The organism is Amycolatopsis jiangsuensis (assembly GCF_014204865.1).
Lineage (GTDB): Bacteria > Actinomycetota > Actinomycetes > Mycobacteriales > Pseudonocardiaceae > Amycolatopsis > Amycolatopsis jiangsuensis.
Window position 1 is genome coordinate 5,215,212 of the sequence record NZ_JACHMG010000001.1, and the last position, 18,723, is coordinate 5,233,934.

The window sequence follows — 18,723 nt, forward strand, 5'->3', positions numbered from 1 at the left end:
GGGTAAGCAGAGCCGCCGGTCGTTCTGCCACACTTGCCCGAAATGAACTCCTCGTCCACGATCACCGTCCGCTATCCGGCCCCGGTTTCCCCCGAGGACCTACGGCTGGCCACTCTCCTGTTCGTGGTGCCGGGCTTCGGCCTGCTCGCCTTCGGTGGGCTGCTGATGCCGGGGAGCGTCGCCGGCCTGGTCGCCGGCTCGATCCTCGCGGCGCTCGGGCTGGGGCTCTTCGTCTGCGCGGCGATCGGGCGGCGCGGCATGCGCCGGGAGATGCTCAGCGTGGAGATCGGGCCGGACGGATTCGGCTTCCCGGTGCGGGACGCCCGGATGATGCTGCGGTGGACCGATCTCAGCCAGGTCGTGCTGGTCGAGAAACGCCGGCGCACCGAGGTCTGCCTCGCGCCCGCCGAGCACGCCGAGCGCCGGCTCGCCGGCCGGTTCAGCCTGCGGACCGCACACGGTTTCGTGCTGTCGACCGCGTTCGCCCCCGAAGAGGCCCATCGCCTGGCGAACGCGGTGGAACGGGCGGCGCCGGGGCTCGTGCGCTGGCCTTCGTTCGAGGTTCGGCGCGGTGGGCTGGGTATCGAGCGGACCGTGGCGATGGTGGTGCGCCGGGGCGCGCGGCCGGTGCCGTTGGGCGCCGGCGTGAGCGTGACAGTGCGTGCGAACCAGGCTTCCGGCCGGCGCAAGGCGGCGATGTGGGGCACGGCCGTCGCGCTGGCCGCGGTCCTGATCGGACAGGCGTGGCTGCCGATCCTGGGGCCCGGGCTGGGGTTCGTCGCGCTGTGCCTGATCGCGCTGGTGTGCACCCGGCACCGCGGTGCGCTCGGGGTGTTCGTCGTGGACGGCCGCAGTGTGTCCTGGCATCCCGACGGCGGGAAGCCGGTGGTGGTGCGCCGCAAGGAGATCAGCCGGTTGGTGGCCGAAGGTGGGGTGCTGCGCGTACTGCCCCGCCGCGGTGCGGCCTACCCGTTGGCGGAGGACGTTTCGCCGGCCGCGGCCAGGGCCGTGGTCAGACGGATCGGGGCGCCGCCGGCGTCGATCACTCGGGGGGCTACGTGATCGGCGCCGGCGACCCGATGCCCTTTCCGGTGCGCTTCCGGTCCGGGCAACGCCACCGGCTCTAGGTCAGTGACGCTTCAAGAGAGCGGAGCCCGTGTCGGAAGTGACGCTTGGGGGATGAGTACCCCCCGATCGAGTGACGGGCAGCCACTACTCGCCTGATTGTCGCATCAGACGGCCACAAAGTTACAAAATTCTTCACTTTCGGGCAGGAACCATGGGCGGACCGGCCCATCCGGACGCATGGCAGAGTGCTCACCATGAGCGCTGTGCTGGTCGTGGGGTCCGCGAACGCCGATCTGGTGGTGCCGGTCGAGCGCCGTCCCGCGGGCGGCGAAACCGTGCTGGGCGGGGACACCACCGTGTCCCCCGGAGGCAAGGGGGCGAACACCGCGGCCGCGGCCGGCCGGCTCGGCGCCGACGTCGCCCTGCTCGGCGCGGTCGGCGACGACGCGCACGGCCGCCTCCTGCGCGAGTCGCTGACCGCCGCGGGCGCCGGCACCCAGTATCTGCGGACCGTCGACCGGCCCACCGGCATCGCCTACATCACCGTCACCCCGGACGGCGAGAACTCGATCCTCGTCTCCCCCGGCGCCAACTCGGCGCTGGAGCCCGCCGACCTGACCGACGACGTGTTCGACGGTGTCCGCGTGCTGGTCACTTCGCTGGAGGTGCCGTTGCCGACCGTCGAACGCGCGGTCCGGCAGGCGCGGTCGAAGGGCGTGCGGGTCCTGCTGAACCTTTCCCCCGCCGCGGAGCTGTCCGGGGAAACGCTGGCCGCGCTGGACGTGCTGCTGGTCAACGAGCACGAGGCCGGGTACCTGCTCGCCGAGGAGGACGCCGATCCACGCCGGCTGCTCGACCTCGGACCGCGCGCCGCCGTGGTCACGCGGGGCGCCGCCGGGGCCGTGGTGGTCGAGGACGGCAAGTCGACCACCGTCGAGTCACCGCGGGTCGAGGCCGTGGACACGACCGGTGCCGGAGACGCGTTCGCGGGCGCGCTGGCCGCGTCGCTCGCCAGGGGTGCCGACCTCGTCGAAGCCGCCCGGCTCGCGGTACGAGTCGCGGCAGTCAGCGTCACCCGCCACGGCGCGCAGCCCTCCTACCCCACGGCAGCCGAGCTGGAATGATCCGCGGCCGGACCGTGTCACGCCGCGGACGATCCGGCCGGCCCGCGGACCCGGCGGAGGCGCGGGTATTCCGGCAGACTCGACGTGACCGCGTGCTCGGTATGGCGCCGGCGTGGTGGCACGAGGAGGTGGTCGGTCGTGGCGGGACTGTCCGAGCGAGGGCTTCCGCCGGTTCGTGAGATCGCGGGCTGCGTGCGATATGGTCTAGACCATGTCTGAGAGTGCGGCCACTCCGGCCGAGCCGAGCACGCACCGTTCGCCGCTGACCGGAGTCGCGGTGAGCCCGGGGCGGGCCAGCGGTCCCGTCGTGCGGGTCGCCGAACCGCTCGGCGAGCCCGCGAGCACGCCGGAGCCTGCCGACCCCGACGCCGAGGCGGCGCGGATCGAGCCCGCCGCCCGAGCGGTCGCCGCGCGGCTGGAGGCCCAGGCCGAGGCCGCGACCGGCGAGGCGGCGACGATCCTGGTCACCACCGCCGCGATGGCCGCCGACCCGGCGCTCGCCACTCAGGCCCACCAGCTGGTGACGGCGCGGAACATTCCCGCGGCCCGCGCCGTCTACCAGGCTGCCGAAGGATTCGCCGAAGCACTGGCGGCCGCCGGCGGGTACATGGCCGAGCGGGTCCGCGACGTGCGCGACGTGCGCGACCGGCTCGTGGCCGAGCTGCTCGGCGTCGCACCGCCCGGCGTGCCCGAGCTGACCTCGCCGAGCGTGCTGGTCGCCCGTGACCTGGCCCCCGCCGACACCGCCGGGCTCGACCCGGACAAGGTGCTCGCCCTGGTGACCGAGGAGGGCGGCCCGACCAGCCACACCGCGATCCTCGCCCGGGCGCTCGGCATTCCCGCCGTGGTCGCTGTCCGCGGGCTGCTGGCCTCCGACGCGAAGGCACTGGCCGTGGACGGTGACACCGGAGTGGTCGCCGTCGCCGATCCGTCCGCGCCGGTCGTCGCCGCCGTCGCGGCCGGCCCGGCCGAGTGGAACGGGGCCGGCGCGACCTCCGACGGACATCCGGTGAAGGTGTACGGCAACGTCGGCTCCCCCGCGGACGCCCAGGCCGCCGCGGACGCGGGCGCCGAGGGCGTCGGCCTGTTCCGCACCGAGTTCTGCTACCTCGACGCGCCCACCGAGCCGTCCGTCGAAGCGCAGCGGAATGCTTACACCGCGGTACTTTCGCCGTTCCGCGGCAAACCGGTCATCGTGCGCACCCTGGACGCCGGCGCGGACAAGCCGCTGGCCTTCCTCTCGCCCGAGGCCGAGCCCAACCCCGCGCTCGGCGTGCGTGGCCTGCGCGTGGCCTTCGACCGTCCGGAGGTGCTCGACCGGCAGCTGGCGGCCATCGCGGGCGCGGCGGCCGAATCCGGTGCGGAGGTTTCGGTGATGGCCCCGATGGTCGCCACCGTCGAGGAGGCCGCCTGGTTCGCCGGACGCGTTCGCGCGGCCGGGATCGCCAGGGCCGGCGTGATGATCGAGATCCCCGCCGCCGCGCTGTCCGCACGCGAGATCCTCGAAGCCGTCGACTTCGTCTCCGTCGGCACGAACGACCTGGCTCAGTACACCTTCGCCGCCGACCGGCAGCTCGGTGCGGTGGCGAAGCTGAACGACCCGTGGCAGCCAGGGCTGCTGCGGCTGCTGAAGCTGATCGGGGACGCGGCGAGCGCCACCGGCAAGCCGGCCGGGGTGTGCGGTGAGGCTGCCGCCGATCCTCGGCTCGCACTGGTGCTGGCCGGGCTCGGGCTCACCAGCCTTTCGATGAACGCACCGGCGATCCGCACTGTCGGGGCCACCCTGGCCACGGTGTCGCTGGCGCGGGCGCGCGAACTGGCCGCGGCGGCGCTGGCCACCGCGGACCCGGTCGCCGCACGCGAGGCCGTGGCCGGCGCGCTCGCCGGCTGAGCCGCACGGGAGCGCCGGACCCGGCCGGAGAAGGGGAGGACCGGATCCGGCGCCGGAACGCCGGTCAGCCGAAGATGCCCCGCCGGGGGTGGCGGATGACCAGCGAGCCTCCGACGATCCGGCCGGTGATGACGTACCGCGGGTTGCCCGGGCCGCCGTTGGTGCCGGTCTTGTCGTCGAGCGAGCCGAGCTTGATCTCGGTGATCGCGTTGTAGTCCACCGCCGCATCGCGCGGGATGATCAGCTCGACCGAACCCCACTTCGAGTCGAGTTCGATCTGCACCACCGGCGTCGAGACCCGGGCCTGGGTGAAGTCGAGTTTGGTGCTGCCGTACTTGGTGCGCACCACCACCGCGGGCGGCACGATCCACGGGCCGCTGCGCTGCAGCGAGGAGTACTTGGCGTTGAGCTCGAGACGCTGCCCCGGCGCGTAGCCGGGCACGCCTGCCGCCTGCTGGGCCGGGGCGGCCTCCGGGTGCAGCAGGCCGGGCAGGTCCGCGAGCACCGTGTTCAGCTCGCCGCGGGTCCGCGCGGCCAGTGCCTGGTCGGTGCGCTCGGTGAACTCGTCGAGGGTGAGCATGCCCTGGCCGATCGCCTTCTGCAGCACGCCGACCACGTGCTCGCGCTCGTCGTCGGACACCCGGATGTCGCGCGTGGTCAGCGTCTTGGCCTCGGTCGCGGACGTCTCGGTGTTCGTCTCTTCCTCGCTCATGCCGTTCATGGTAAGAGACGGACCGCGCTGCCGGATCGGGGAAAACCCTGAACGATCCCGTACTTCGCTCGGCTACTCCTGGTCGAGGCCGTGCTCGATCGCGTACCGGGCCAGCTCCACGCGGTTGTGCAGCTGGAGCTTCCGCAGCGTGGACTGCACGTGGTTCTCCACCGTGCGGTGCGAAAGCACCAGCCGGTCGGCGATCTGCCGTGCGGTGAGCCCCTTCGCGACCAGGCGCAGCACGTCGGTCTCGCGGTCGGTGAGCCGCGGCGGCTCCGGAGCACCGGCGGGGATGTCGGCCATCCGCCGGTACTCGCCGAGCACGAGCCCGGCCAGGCCCGCGGTGAAGACCGGATCGCCCTCGGCGGTACGGCGCACCGCGTCCACCAGTTCGGTGGCCGACGCCGATTTGACCAGATAACCGGAAGCGCCTGCCTTCACCGCTTCCAGTACGTCGCTGTGCTCGCCGCTGGCCGAGAGCACCAGCACCCTGGTGTCCGGCACCGCGGCGGTGATCTCCCGCGTCGCCTCGACGCCGGAGGTGCCGCCGAGGTTGAGGTCCATCAGCACCACGTCCGGGCGGACCGTCCGCGCGATGCGCACGGCCGCCGGTGCGTCCGGTGCGGTGGCCCGCACCTCGAACCCGTTCTCCGCGAGGTCGCGGGCCACGCCGTCGCGCCAGATCGGGTGGTCGTCCACGACCATCACGGTGATCGTCCGCGCCGTCATCGGCCACCGCCCTTGCGCACCCGCACCTCCCATTCCGTGCCGCGACCGGGTGCGCTGTCCAGCAGTGCGGTCCCGCCGAGTTCGGCGACCCTGCCGCGGATCGACTTCACGACGCCGAGCCTGCCCTCGGCCGCGGCGTGCTCCAACCTGCCCCGCTCGATGCCCGGTCCGTCGTCCCGGATGCTCACCACGACCTCGTCACCGAGGTCCTCCAGCAGGACCCAGGCCCGCGCGCCGGGACCGGCATGCTCCTCCACATTGGACAGCGCCGCCCTGGTGACCGCCACGAGCTCCGCGGTCAGGTGCGCGGGCAGTTCGACCGTACCGGCCGGCGTGGACACCTCGACCGACGTCGTGGCGAGCAGGTGCAGTGCCGAGCGCAGGTCGGCCGTGCCGCCGTCCCCCGGCGGGCCCGGCTCGCTGCTCACCAGCGCGCGCAACGCGATTTCCTGTTCACCGGCCAGGTTCGCCAGCTCCGCCGCCTCGCCGCCGGCTTCGAGGCCCCGCTTGCGCACGCGGGCGAGGACCTGCAGCACGCTGTCGTGGATCGAGCGCGCGAGCCGTTCCCGCTCCGCGGTCGCCGCTTCGGTGCGCAGCGCGCGAGCGAGTGTTTCGGCGGAACTCCGCGCGAGCGTGGCCGCCATCCCGACCAGCAGACCGCTGGCGCACAACAGCACCGCGTCGCGGAAGACGTCCAGGTCGAACGTCTCCCTGGCCAGCCCGGTGCCGACCGCGACCACGAGCCCGGCCAGCACCCCGCCCCGCGCCCCGAAGCGGGTCGCCGCGGCGAGTGGGCCGACCGCCGCCCAGACTGTGGTGATCAGCGGCGCGGACGCGGCGTACTGCGCGTCCGAGAGGATCCACGGGGAGGTGAGCATCAGCGCGGTGGTGAGTACGACGTCGAGGACCACCAGCCCCCGGCGCCTGCCGCGTTCCCGCGTGTAGGCGAGACTCGACCCGAGGGTCCACGCGGCCATCGCGCCGAGCACCGACCAGGCAAGCCACGGGCGCTGGAAGTCCGCCCGGTGCGCGATTCCCACGCCGAGGGCGAACACCCAGGTCACCACGCGAAGCAGGACCACTCCACGCCACAACGGCGTCGCCGGGTCCCGGATGAGTGGCGTGCTCACTTCTCCTCTTCGTCGCCTCGCTCGTCCGGCTCGGGTTCCCTGGCGTGTTCGGCCACCTCCGGGACCCGGCCGTGCAGCGTGTCGATCGTCGCCGGGTCGAGCTCGGGTTCGTGCAGCAGCGAACGGATCCCGGCGTTCAGCACGGCCAGCAGCGGCACCGCGAGCAGCGCGCCGGCGATCCCGGCCGCGACCAGGCCGATGGCGATCGCGAGCACCACGGCGAGCGGGTGCAGCTTCACCGCCCGACCGAGCAGCAGCGGCTGCAGGATGTGGCTTTCCAGCTGCATCACGCCGATCACGATGGCCAGCACGATCACCGCGCCGATCAGGCCCTTGGTAACCAGCGCGATCAGCACCGCGACCCCACCGGCCACCACCGCGCCGATGATCGGGATGAACGCGCCGAGGAACACCAGCGTGGCGAGCGGGACCACGAGCGGCACGCCGACCGCCCAGAGCCCGATGCCGATGCCCACCGCGTCGACCACCGCCACCGCTGCCGTCGCGCGGATGTAGCTGACCAGCGAGGCGAACCCGCGCCGTCCGGCCACGTTCACCCGCGCGCGGACCTGGTTGGGGACGCCGCGCACCAGGAACGACCAGATGTGCTCGCCGCCGGCGAGGAAGAAGATCGTGACGAACAGCGCGAGCACCAACCCGGTCAGGATCTCGCCGACGGTGCTCGCCGTGGTCAGTGCGGTGCTGGTGATCCAGGACTGGTTGTTCTGCAGGAAACCGATGGCCTGGTTGATGAAGTCCTGGATCTGTTCCTGGCGCAGGTGCAGATCGTTGATCAGCCAGTCGCGGATCTGGTTCAGGCTGTTGGTCAGCTGCGCCTGCAGCTGCGGCAGGCCGCTGGAGATCTGGGTGACCACGAACGTGAGCAGCCCGCCGAGCACCACGATCGCGGCGATCAGCATGATCGCTGTCGCCAGCCCACGCGGCACGTGCCAGCGCACCAGCCTGGACACCGCCGGGGCGAGCAGCGCGGACAACAGCAGCGCGATCGAGACCGGGACGACCACCGAGGACAGGTAGCCGAGCAGCCACAGGATCGCCCACAACGCGGCGATCACCACGATGAACCGCCACGACAGCGCGGCGGCCACCCGTAGTCCGCGGGGGATCAGACCGGTGACGTCGGCGGTTTCGGAGAGGAACGGGGGCTCGCGCCGTTCACGCCCAGGCTGGCTCACCGGTTCACCGTATCGGTCCGGATCCGGCCTGCCGACAGGAATCGGGCGGATCAGGGGGAACCGGGTGGGCCGCCCGTCGCGGACCGGCGCCGATCGGTGAACCGGTAATTGACTCCGGAGTAACCGGCAACGTCCTCCGGCGATGACCCACGGTGAGATCCGGCTACACCCTGTGTTGTTCACACGATGGTGGCATCAAGTCGTGTCGAGGATGCGCGGCGGACGGCAAGTTTGGTTCTCTCGGTTTCACACCGAAGCGCGGAATTGTCGTTGACGTTCCGCCCGCGAAAAAACGAACGCATTTCCCGTCCGAGTCAGTCCGAGGAGAAACACCTGTGACGAACGTTGCTGCGCACGAGAGCCGAGGCGCCACCCGCGCCCGTCGGTTCGCGTCGCGCGCACTGTTCGTCCTCGGTGGCGCGGTCGCCGCCACGGCCGCCGCGTGGGTGGTCTCCGGGGCCTCCGCGTCGGCCGCCACCGCCGAGCCGGATTCCGGTGACACGGTGAGCGCGAGCATCACCCCGGTCACCGACGCGACGGTGGCCGGCCTCGACGACGCGACCCGCGGCGTGTCCCGGTTCACCGGGCAGGTCGCCGGCGCGGCCGCCGGCGCGGCGCAGGAGCTGTCCGCATGCGGGCAGAGTGCCACCACCTGGTCCGAGCCGGGCACGTCCCGTCCGGACTGCGCGCTGGACATCCACGGGGCGCGGGACGCGGAGCGCACCACGGCCGACCACGAGGTGTCCGGCCGGGTCAGCGACGCGGTCGCCGATCTCGGCGAGAACGCCGTGCTCCGGCCGGTGCAGCGCGGCCTCGGCTCGCTCGAGCACATCGTGCGCAAGCCGGCCGACACCAAGCAGGTGATCACCGAGGCGACCACGCCGTCGCCCGCGGCGCAGGAGTTCGGCCGCAAGATCTGGGCACTGCTCGACCCTGGCCAGACCGGGAACCTCGTCGACCTGCCCGGTCTGCCGGTGGTCCCGGTCCAGCCGGACGATGCCGGATCCGCGGTCACCGGTGCGCCCGGCGAAGCGGAGCAGAACCTCGGTGCCGCGGCGATGTCCACTTCGGACGCTCTGCAGTCGGTCTTCCCGGCCGGCGGCGCGGTGCGTACCGACGTGCCGTCCGGCAGCTCCGGTGTGCCCTCGCAGGACGGCCACCACGGCGATCTGCCCGGCGCCCCGTTCTCCCCGGCGCAGCTTCCGGTCGCGCCCCCCTCCATCCCGACCACGCCGGGCGGCAGCGGCAGCACCGCGCCCGGTGGTCACCTCGACGGCCTGAACCTGGGTGTGCCCACGTGGGTCACCGCCGCCGTCGACAACGCCGTCGCGGGTATGTCCCGCGGCGCCGTGCGGCACACGCCGTTCACCCCGGGCGAGCAGCCCGGCGTCACTCCTGACTGACCCACTTCACCCGCGGGGTCGTTGACGCGCGCCTCGAGCATTCGTGCTCGGTCCGGTGCGGCCAACGGCCGGCCCCGCGGGTTTTTCGCGCGACGCGCCTTTTCCGCGCTCGCATCCCCAGTGCGCCCCGCGCACTCCACAAGCCCGCAAGGGAACCCCGAATAAAGGAGAAAAACCCCATGCAGACCTGGGCAAAGCGCGGACTCCAGACCGCGTTGGTCACGGGTGGGTTGCTGATGCTGGGTACCGGCATCGCCTCGGCAGACGAGAACGTCAACCCGGACACCCCGGCCTCCCCGCTCGACCTGAACGTCACCGTTCCGATCGACACCAGCAACAACGCCATCGGCACCCCGCTCGGACAGGTGGACGTGCCCGCCTACAAGGGCGAAATCAGCACCAAGCCGGTCACCTCCGCGGCCAAGAAGGCGCTGTCCTCGGCGAAGGCTCCCGCCGGTGCGGCGAGCTCGCTGACCGGCAAGCTGCCGAAGACCGAAGCGCCGCGTGACATCACCCCGACCGACGACGCCCTCAAGGGCAACAAGGTCTCCGGCGACCTGGTGGTCCCGGTGCAGATCGTGGACAACGCGGTGGGCGTGCTGGGCGACGCACACGTCGAGGGCACCTCGCACGAGCAGAACTACAACCACAACCAGGACGTCGCCACCGACGGCAAGGACTCCGGCCTCGCCGGCAACGTCGTGGCCCTCGACTGGGCGCTGCCCGTGCAGATCGCCGGCAACGGCGTCGGCCTTGCCGGCGGCAGCGGTGCGGTGCACGGCGGCTCGGCCAGCCAGGACGTCAGCGAGACCGGCAACATCGACACCACCGGCAAGGGCTCCGGCCTTTCCGGCAACGTCGTGGCAGGCCAGTTCGCCACCCCGGTCCAGGTGACCGGCAACGCCGCGTCCTGGATCCTCGGCAACGCCTACAGCGAGTACTCCGCGGACACCTCCGCCACCTCCGGTGGCTCGGCGCTGACCGACGGCAAGGGCTCCTCGGCGAGCGGCAACATGGTCGGCGCGCCGATCGCGCTGCCGGTCAAGTTCAACGGCAACGCCGGTGGTGTGTGGGGCTCGGACGCGGACGCGAACTCCAGCTCCGTGGCCGACGCCAAGGCGGGCGACAAGCGCACGGGCAGCCTCGCCGACACCCCGACCTACCTCGAGACCGACGGCGACGGCTCGTTCCTCGGCGGCAACGCGGTCGCCCCGCAGCTGAGCCCGGTCGCCAACGTGGCCTCGGTGGCCGGTTCGTGGATCGGCAACGCCACCACGGGCAAGGCGCTCGACCGCGCGTCCTCCAGCCACTCCAGCACGGTCGACTCCGGTGGTTTCATCAAGACCACCGGTGAGGACGCCGCCGGTGCGGGCAACGTGGTCGACCCGGCCGTGGCGCTGCCCGTCGAGGCCTGCGGCGTCGGCGCGACCTACATCGGCAACGCGCACGCCGCGTGCGACAACACCACCGATGTCAACGCCGGCAACGGCAGCTACACCCGGGGCAACGACACGTTCCTCGGCGGCAACATCGTCAACAGCCAGATCGCCGGCGCCCCCGAGGTGCACGGCATCGGCGCCAGCCACATCGGCAACGCGTCCGGCACCTCGGTCGAGGACAAGGTCGTCACCGCCGGTGGCTACGACGGCAGCCAGGGCAACGACTCGTCCGGCTCGGGCAACATCGTGCAGGTGCCGGTGGGCGTTCCGGCCGAGGTCTTCGGCGTGGGCGGCTCGTTCATCGGGCAGGGCTCGGGCGACGCCACCGAGACCAAGGTCGTGCAGGGCGGTGGCGGCGGGAACACCGCCGACGACAACGGCTTCCTGAGCTCGAACCTCGGCACTGTCCCGGTGTCGGCCCCGGTGCAGCTGTTCGGCATCGGCGGCGCGTTCGTCGGCCAGGGCCACGGCACGGCCAGCAACGACACCACCTCGGGTGCCGGTTCGGACGTGCACGCGACCGGCCCGAGCGGCGCGGGCGCGGGCAACCTCATCGAGGCTCCGGTGTCGCTGCCCGTGCAGGGCCACGGCGTCGGCGGCGCGCTCGCCGGCATCGGCACCGGTTCGGCCGACAACCTGACCGACTCCACCGCCGGTGGCGACGCCAGCACCGACGGCACCGCGGGTGCTCTCGCCGGCAACATCGTGAAGGCGCCGGTCGCCGGTGCGGCCACGATCTTCGCCGACGGCGTCGCGGGTGGCGCGCTGGGCCACGGCGTCGGCACCAACGACGTCACCTCGACTGCCGGTGGCGACGCGGAAACCGCGGGTGACGCGGGCGCGATCGCGGGCAACATCATCGGTGCGGACCCGCTCGCGGTCGCGCAGGTCTTCGGCGACGCGGTGTCCGCGGCGGGCGTTTCGTCCGGCGACGGCATGAACAGCACCGTCGTGACCAACGCGGGCGACGACACCACCTCGGGTGTGGAGGGCGCGCTCTCCGGCGACATCCTGGACATCCCGGCCACCGCGGTGGCGCAGGTGTTCGGCGACGCGGTCGCCGTGGGCGGCGTCGCGCACGCCGTGGCCGACAACCAGCTGACCGCGACCAACGGTGGCACCCCCACCACCGACGGTCCCGGTGACGCGCTGTCCGGCTACAACTTCTACCACGACCTCGGCGCTGTGGTGCAGATCTTCGACGTGCCGCTGGAGCTGGTCGGACAGGCCACTGCCGACGCGACGGACGCCACGCAGATCGTCGAAGAGCCGCAGATCAACGTGCCGGTCGGGGGCGAGATGGCGGCCGACGAGCTGCCCGCGCTGCCGAGCCTGTCCGCGCTGCCCAAGGGTGCGGGCCTGCCGGGCCTGCCCACCGGTGCGCTGCCCGCCCCGTCGCTGCCCGGCGTGCCGGCGCTGCCCGGTGGCGAGCGTGCGGACCTGCCGCAGGTCAGCGGACTGTCCGCGCTCGGTCAGCTCAACCAGCTGAACGGTGCGTCGGCGCTGCCGTCGGTTTCCGGGCTGAAGGACGGCGTGACGCTGCCCTCGGCTCCGGCGCTGCCGAACCTGCCGGGTGTGCCGGCCCTGCCGATCGCCGGTGAGCGTGCCGACGCTCCGGTGCCGACGCTTCCGCTGAAGGCTCAGCTGCCGACGCTGGAGCAGCTGCCGGCCGTGACCGCGCTGCCGACGCTGCCCACCGGGCCGACCACGCTGCCGACCCAGCTGCCGACGGCTCCGGCCGCCGGTGCGCAGGGCCCGCTGGCCGCGGTGCAGAACCTGGCCGCGAAGGTGACCGGCTTCTTCACGAAGTAAGTCGGGGATGACCCGGACGGGCCCGGAAGCCGATCGGCTTCCGGGCCCGTTTTCTGTGTCCGGTCAGGAGAATTCGAGCGAACGCTTGGCAAGGCCGTACCAGAAACCGTCGATCACGGTGCGGCCCGCCCCTTCGGCCGAGCTCGCGCCGAGTGAGACGAAAAGCGGCGCGAAGTGCTCGATCTTCGGATGCGCGACCGCCGCGGCCGGCGCTGTGTGCTGGAAGTCGAGGAGTGCGTCGAGGTCGCCGGAGCGGAGGGTTTCGGCACCCCACTGGTCGAATTCCGCCGACCACTGCGGCGGGGCGCCGTCGCTGGCGTCGACCTGGCGCAGCGCGCTGAGGTTGTGGGTGAAGAAGCCGCTGCCGATGATCAACACGCCTTCGTCGCGCAAGGGCGCCAGCTTCCGGCCGACGTCGTAAAGCACCCGCGGATCGAGCGAGGGCAGCGAAATCTGCAGCACGGGCACGTCTGCGGCGGGATACATCTCCACGAGCGGCACGTACGCGCCGTGGTCCAGGCCACGTTCCGGGGCGTCGCGCACCGGCGTTGCCGGGGAGTGCAGCAGTGCGCGTACCTGCGTGGCCAGCTCCGGTGCCCCGGGCGCGGCGTAACGCACCTGGTGATAGCGATCCGGGAAGCCCCAGAAGTCGTAGACCAGCGGAACCGTCGTGGTCGCCCCCAGCGTGAGCGGCGCCTCTTCCCAGTGCGCGGACACGACGAGGATCGCCTTCGGTTTCGGCAGCCCGGCGGCCCATCCGGCCAGCTGCCGCGTCCACGTCACGTCATCAGCGAGCGGCGGCGCACCGTGACTGAGGTACAGGACGGGAGTACGGATCGCCATCACGGCCTCCAGGTGAGTGAAATTTCAACTACCAGAGTACGTGACGTTTCCGGGTGAGGCGGTATTCCTTGCTCAGCGCGCGGACTGCTCCCGTCCTGTCCGGACCGGAAGAGCTCCTCCACCGCCTCGCCACTGACGAAGGTCGAATTCGAACCTGCCCGACCAGGTCCGGTGTGGGCGCGGACGTCGCGGCTTTCCCGGACGTGGCAGCCGCGTCACAGCAGATGCTGGTCGACCACGCGCTCGAAGGCTCGGGCTGCCGCGCTGGGGGTGCGGTCGCCCGGCGTGGCCAGCGAAATCGGCCAGTTGAGGTCCGCGCCGGTCACGGGCAGCGAGACGAGGTCGTCGTCGGACTCGGTGCTGCCTCGGGGCAGCAGCGCGACGCCGAGGCCGTGGCGGACGAAGTCGGCGCCTGCCCCGATGGCGGTGATCTCGATGGCGACGTGGCGGTGCAGCCCGGCCGCGGCGAAAGCGCGGTCTGTCACGGCGCGGTTGCCGTAACCGGAGGGGAAGTCGATGAACGTCTCACCGGCCAGGTCGCCGATCGCCACCTGGCTCTCGCGAGCAAGCCGGTGCCCCGCGGGGACGACGAGGTCCAACGGCGTGGCGGTGAGATCTCTCCACCGCACGCCCGGTGGCGGTGGGCCGGGAACCGAGACGAACGCGAGGTCGAGCCTGCTCTCGGTGAGCGCCTTGAGGAGCCCGGGTGAGCCACCGCTCGATGCCGCGGTGGCCAGGCGCACCGAGACGACCGGATGCTCGCGGTGGAAGCGACCCAGCAGGTCGGGCAGATCGATCACCCCGAGAGAACTCAGCGTCCCGACACGCAGGGTGCCGCGGACGCCACCGTTGACGTCGTCGACGGCGTCCCGCGCGTCCCGCACGGCGTCGAGGGCTGCCCGGGCTTTCGGCAGTAACGCGCGGCCCGCGTCCGAGAGGCTGACCCGCCTTGACGTGCGCTCCAGCAGTCTGGCGTGCAGCTCCCCTTCCAGAGCCGCGATCGTCGCCGACACAGCCGACTGCACGACGTGGAGCCGGGCGGCGGCGCGAGTGAAGCTCGACTCCTCGGCCACCGCGACGAAGCACTCCAACTGGCGCAGTTCCATCTCCCCACTATCTACCTAGGTGATGGTTGCGAGCAAAATTATTCGTTGGACGTGATCTGGTGGGACGTGGAGCGTGGAAGGCGTACGAGCCCACTTATCCAGGAGCCGACCTTGACCACCGCACTGTCCGACCGCCGCCACGTCCCCCGTACCCATCGCGAGATCCGGCTGGCGGGCCGTCCAGCGCCGGGGGCGCCGGTCACGGGTGATCTCTTCGAGATCGCCGAGGTCCCGACCCCCGCTCCCGAGCCCGGCCGGCTGCTCGTCCGCACCCGGGTGATGAGCGTGGCCGCCGTGATGCGGACGCTCATGGACGAGACGATCGACGTGCCGATGTGCCCCTTCGCGCTCGGTGAGCCGCTGTACGGCCCCGCGATCGGCGAGGTCGTTTCCGCGCCCGGTACCGATTTCACCCCCGGTGACCTCGTACATCACGATCTCGGCTGGCGGGAGTTCGCCCTGCTGGACGCTGCCGACGCGCAGCGCGTCGACCCCGACCTGCTACCGGACCCGGCCGCCTACCTGTCCCAGGGCCCCACCGCATGGATGGGCGTCACCCGCGGAGCCGAGGTCCGGCCAGGGGACACGGTTTTCGTCAGCGGCGCCGCCGGCGGTGTGGGCTCCCTCGCCGGGCAGGCCGCACGGCTCCGCGGAGCTGTGCGCGTCATCGGCAGTGCCGGCTCGCAGCGCAAGGCCGACTTCCTGCGCGAGCAACTCGGCTACGACGCCGTGATCCTGCGCGGCGTGGGCTCAGTCGAGGAGCAACTGCGCGCCGCGGCTCCCGATGGCATCGACGCGGTGATCGACAACGTCGGCGGCGAGCAGCTGCAGGCGTCCATCGCCGTCGCGAACCAAGGCGCCCGCATCGCGATCGTCGGGGCACTGGGCGCCCAGCTCGCGGCCTCCGGCTCCCCGACGACGGCGATCGACACCTTTGCGCTGTTGACCCGGAGCATCACCGTGCGCGGAACCGTCCTGCACACGGACCACCTCGACCTGATCCCCGAGTGGTACCGCCAGTTCGGCGCCGGACTGCGCGACGGCACACTGACTTTTCCGCACTCCCGGCTGGACGGCATCGAGAACGCCCCCAGGGCGCTGCGCGAACTGGTCGAAGGGCAGCACGTGGGAGCGGTTCTCGTGCAGCTGTGAGGCCCCGGCTTCCCGGAAGCGCGCCGGGCTGAAGTGGCCGCGTGCCGCAGGTTCGCAGTCGACGTACCCGACGGCGCCCAGGGCCGGATTGCCAGCCGACCCTGGGCGGCCACTGTGGCTACTCGTGGGCGAGGTCGGCGAACCGGCTGTAGTGCAGCTGGTGGGCGACCACGATCGTGCTGGTCGGCCCGGCGCGGTGCTTGGCCAGGATGAGGTCGGCCTCGCCGGCGCGGGGGTCGTCGCGTTCCCAGGCGTCCGGCCGGTTGATCAGGATGACGATGTCGGCGTCCTGCTCCAGCGAACCGGACTCCCGCAGGTCCGACAGCATCGGTTTCTTGTCGGTGCGTTGTTCCGGACCACGGTTGAGCTGGGAGATCGCGATCACCGGGACCTCGATCTCCTTCGCCAGCAGCTTCAGCTGCCGGGAGAACTCCGAGACCTCCTGCTGCCGCGATTCGACGCGTTTGCCGGACGTCATCAGCTGCAGGTAGTCGACGACCACGAGCTTGAGGTCGTGCCGCTGTTTGAGCCTGCGGGCCTTGGCCCGGATCTCCATCATCGTCATGTTCGGCGAATCGTCGACGAACAGCGGCGCCTCGGACACCTCACTCATCCGGCGGGCCAGCCGGGTCCAGTCGTCGTCGGACATCTTGCCGCCGCGCATGTCGGCGAGCCGGATCTTGGCCTCGGCCGAGAGCATGCGCATCACGATCTCGGTGCGGCTCATCTCCAGTGAGAAGATGACGCTGGTCAGGCCGTGCTTGATCGACGCGGAGCGGACGAAGTCCAGGCCGAGAGTCGACTTGCCGACACCGGGCCGTGCCGCGACGATGATCATCTGCCCGGGGTGCAGGCCGTTGGTCAGCTCGTCGAAGTCGGCGAACCCGGTCGGGATGCCCTGGGACTGCCCGCCGCGCGAGGCGATCGCGTCGATCTCGTCCATGGTCGGCTGGAGCAGGTCCTCCAGTGCGACGTAGTCCTCGCTGGTGCGCCGCTCGGTCACGTCGTAGATCGCGGCCTGCGCGCGGTCCACGACCTCGTCGATGTTCGCGCCGTCGGCCGCGGCCGCGCCGTAGCCGTACTGCACGATCCGGGTGCCCGCCTCCACGAGCCGGCGCAGCACGGCCTTCTCGGCCACGATCTCGGCGTAGTAGCCCGCGTTGGCCGCGGTGGGCACGGTCGCGATGAGCGTGTGCAGGTACGGCGCACCGCCCACCCGGCCCAGCTCGCCGCGGCGCTCGAGCTCCGCGGACACCGTGATCGGGTCGGCCGGTTCACCCCGGCCGTAGAGGTCGAGGACGCAGTCGTACACGGCCTGGTGCGCGGGCCGGTAGAAGTCGCCGGGGCCGAGCGCCTCGATGACGTCCGCGATCGCGTCCTTGGACAGCAGCATGCCGCCCAGCACCGACTGCTCCGCCGCGAGGTCCTGCGGCGGCTGCCGGTCGAATCCCCCGGGACCGGCGTCGCTCGGCCCCGGATCGGACTCCGCGTACACCGGACCGCGGTCGTCGGTCAGCGCCACCGCTGCGGACACCTCCTCGCCCGGCCGGAGAACCGGCCGGCCCCTTCTCGTCGTGTGCTCGTCGTTTCACCGGCCCGCCGGACCACGTCCGGCACCGGACGGACCCGTGGGACCCGCCGGACCCGTGGGACTCGGCGGACCCGCTGGTCTCGCCGGACCCGTGGGACTCGGCGAATCCGCCGGACCCGGCAATGCGAACACCTGTTCGAGTATGCCGGAATCCGTCCGGCTTTCCCAGTCCCGATCCGGGTCCTTCCCGATGATGGACCGGCGCTCGTACCGCGCCGAATCACCACGCCGGAGGCCACCGTGCGTACTGGCCGAGCCAGCACGCTAGATCCCCCGGAAGGACGAGCGCAATTCCGGCTGTTGACCGTCCTGTGGACAGCCTGTGGATGACTGGGGCCAACTAGTCACAGGTGTCGGTCAGCCTGTGGACAAGGTGGGGACAGTGCTCGCAGGCCCCCGAGAAACCGCAGGTCAAACCCTGTGTAGAGACTGTGGAGAACTTCGCTCGAATTCGTTCGGCGTGTCGCGCGGACCGCGTTCTTCGGCGTGTCGGGCTCGGTGGTGCACGGCCGCCTGTGGATGGTTGCTACGGACGGTAGAGCTCGCCCACGATGGGCTGAACGAAGGATGTGGCGGTCCGGCGAGCCGCTGGTGGCTGCGCTCCGTGAGTGAGTGCGGAAAGGTGCAGGTAGCCTCGCCGGAACAAAAATCCGGGTGGAGTTCACCGGCCGGTCATCGGTGCGATGCCGTGCCGGGAACTCCACCCGGAGTGATGGTCGCCGGTGTCAGCTCAGTGCGCTCTGCGCTGCCCGGAGCCGTTCCGAGATCGCCTGCCGGGATGCGGGGGTGTAGACGATCAGGGATTCGCGGCCCGGCCGCTCCTCCATCAGCCATCGGCCTTCGCTGATGTCGACGAAGTTGACCGGCTTGGGAATCCGCCGGCGGGTGCCGTTGGCGGGCCGGGCCGCCACGTACAGCGCCCCGGCACCGGTGCGTTCCGCCTTCATGATCCGCTGGATCTCCTTCAGCGGGGACGCCTGCTGCTGGTTGCGGCTGGGCCCGGACTGCATGATCGAGCCACGCGGTTCGTCGGCGTTCGCCACCCGTCCGCTCTCGTACTCGGCCCGGCTGGTGACGAGTGTCTGCCCGGAGGGGGTCCGTGCGGCCGGGACGATGTCGAGGAACGTTTCGAGCAGCCGTTCCGGCCGTTGCCGGGTGACCGCGACGGTCTGCTGGCCATTGACGCGGACGAGCCCGAAGCCGCCGCCGTTGCCGCTGCCCACCAGCGCCGAGAAGTTGGCCGGGCTGCCGTCTTCGAACTGGCCGTTGAACCAGCCGTAGTACTCGAGGTGCGGGTGGGAGATGGATTCGATCAGCGCGAGCAGATCGCGGTCCATCCCCCGGGGTCCCATCAGCCCGGCCTGCATCAGCCCCGCGTTGACCGACTCGTCGAGCTTGCGCTCGTCCTCCGGCACGTAGAACGCCGCGGTCTCCCCGATGACCTGGTGCGGTTCGGCACCGCGTCGCCGGATGAGGTTGCACAGGGTGTAGGCCGTGAACGTCACCGGCCGGTCGAGAGTGATCACT

General features: G+C 71.7%; 14 protein-coding genes. 6 read left to right on the forward strand and 8 right to left on the reverse strand.

Annotated features, from left to right (window positions below):
* Positions 1 to 42: 42 nt before the first annotated feature.
* The 3 genes from BJY18_RS23525 to ptsP all read left to right on the forward strand — a co-directional run bounded on the left by BJY18_RS23525 (position 43) and on the right by ptsP (position 4,083).
* Complete coding sequence (locus tag BJY18_RS23525) at positions 43 to 1,062, forward strand: hypothetical protein (RefSeq protein ID WP_184782013.1); 1,020 nt, start codon at positions 43 to 45, stop codon at positions 1,060 to 1,062.
* 260 nt (positions 1,063 to 1,322) lie between these two features.
* The gene (locus BJY18_RS23530) at positions 1,323 to 2,192 is read left to right on the forward strand and encodes a ribokinase (RefSeq protein WP_184782014.1); all 870 of its coding nucleotides are present in this window, start codon (positions 1,323 to 1,325) and stop codon (positions 2,190 to 2,192) included.
* A 211-nt stretch (positions 2,193 to 2,403) separates the two neighbouring features.
* The gene (gene ptsP, locus BJY18_RS23535; protein ID WP_184782015.1) at positions 2,404 to 4,083 is read left to right on the forward strand and encodes a phosphoenolpyruvate--protein phosphotransferase; all 1,680 of its coding nucleotides are present in this window, start codon (positions 2,404 to 2,406) and stop codon (positions 4,081 to 4,083) included.
* A 64-nt stretch (positions 4,084 to 4,147) separates the two neighbouring features.
* On the opposite strand, the gene BJY18_RS23540 is transcribed toward ptsP, so the two are convergent.
* The 4 genes from BJY18_RS23540 to BJY18_RS23555 form a co-directional block, all read right to left on the reverse strand.
* Complete coding sequence (locus BJY18_RS23540) at positions 4,148 to 4,795, reverse strand: DUF1707 SHOCT-like domain-containing protein (RefSeq protein WP_184782016.1); 648 nt, start codon at positions 4,793 to 4,795, stop codon at positions 4,148 to 4,150.
* 72 nt (positions 4,796 to 4,867) lie between these two features.
* Positions 4,868 to 5,524 carry a response regulator gene (locus tag BJY18_RS23545; protein ID WP_184782017.1) on the reverse strand — a complete coding sequence of 219 codons (657 nt, stop codon included), beginning with the start codon at positions 5,522 to 5,524 and terminating at the stop codon, positions 4,868 to 4,870.
* Positions 5,521 to 6,654, reverse strand: coding sequence for a MacS family sensor histidine kinase (macS, locus tag BJY18_RS23550; protein ID WP_184782018.1), 1,134 nt, complete (start codon positions 6,652 to 6,654; stop codon positions 5,521 to 5,523). Before macS ends, BJY18_RS23545 begins: the two co-directional genes overlap by 4 nt.
* Positions 6,651 to 7,850, reverse strand: a complete 1,200-nt coding sequence (locus tag BJY18_RS23555) for an AI-2E family transporter (protein ID WP_184782019.1) — start codon at positions 7,848 to 7,850, stop codon at positions 6,651 to 6,653. Before BJY18_RS23555 ends, macS begins: the two co-directional genes overlap by 4 nt.
* Positions 7,851 to 8,185: 335 nt before the next feature.
* On the opposite strand from BJY18_RS23555, the gene BJY18_RS23560 reads away from it, so the two are divergent.
* The gene (locus BJY18_RS23560; protein WP_184782020.1) at positions 8,186 to 9,253 is read left to right on the forward strand and encodes a hypothetical protein; all 1,068 of its coding nucleotides are present in this window, start codon (positions 8,186 to 8,188) and stop codon (positions 9,251 to 9,253) included.
* Positions 9,254 to 9,432: 179 nt separating this feature from the next.
* The gene (locus tag BJY18_RS23565; protein WP_246458959.1) at positions 9,433 to 12,504 is read left to right on the forward strand and encodes a beta strand repeat-containing protein; all 3,072 of its coding nucleotides are present in this window, start codon (positions 9,433 to 9,435) and stop codon (positions 12,502 to 12,504) included.
* A 63-nt stretch (positions 12,505 to 12,567) separates the two neighbouring features.
* Here the strand turns inward: BJY18_RS23565 and BJY18_RS23570 are convergent, their stop codons facing one another.
* Entirely contained in the window at positions 12,568 to 13,347 is a 780-nt protein-coding gene (locus tag BJY18_RS23570; RefSeq protein WP_184782021.1) for a dioxygenase family protein, read from the reverse strand.
* A gap of 215 nt (positions 13,348 to 13,562) precedes the next feature.
* Positions 13,563 to 14,453, reverse strand: a complete 891-nt coding sequence (locus BJY18_RS23575; RefSeq protein ID WP_184782022.1) for a LysR family transcriptional regulator — start codon at positions 14,451 to 14,453, stop codon at positions 13,563 to 13,565.
* Between the two features lie 111 nt (positions 14,454 to 14,564).
* Here BJY18_RS23575 and BJY18_RS23580 point away from each other — a divergent pair, with 111 nt between their 5' ends.
* Positions 14,565 to 15,605, forward strand: coding sequence for an MDR family NADP-dependent oxidoreductase (locus tag BJY18_RS23580; protein ID WP_221457933.1), 1,041 nt, complete (start codon positions 14,565 to 14,567; stop codon positions 15,603 to 15,605).
* 118 nt (positions 15,606 to 15,723) lie between these two features.
* Here BJY18_RS23580 and dnaB read toward each other — a convergent pair whose 3' ends face one another.
* Together dnaB and BJY18_RS23590 are read right to left on the reverse strand one after the other, a co-directional pair.
* A complete protein-coding gene (gene dnaB / locus BJY18_RS23585; protein WP_184784796.1) occupies positions 15,724 to 17,127 on the reverse strand; it encodes a replicative DNA helicase in 1,404 nt (467 codons plus the stop codon).
* 794 nt (positions 17,128 to 17,921) lie between these two features.
* Positions 17,922 to 18,722 (reverse strand): ESX secretion-associated protein EspG, encoded by an 801-nt coding sequence (locus BJY18_RS23590; protein ID WP_184782023.1) that lies wholly within the window; start codon positions 18,720 to 18,722, stop codon positions 17,922 to 17,924.
* Between the last annotated feature and the right edge of the window lies 1 nt (position 18,723).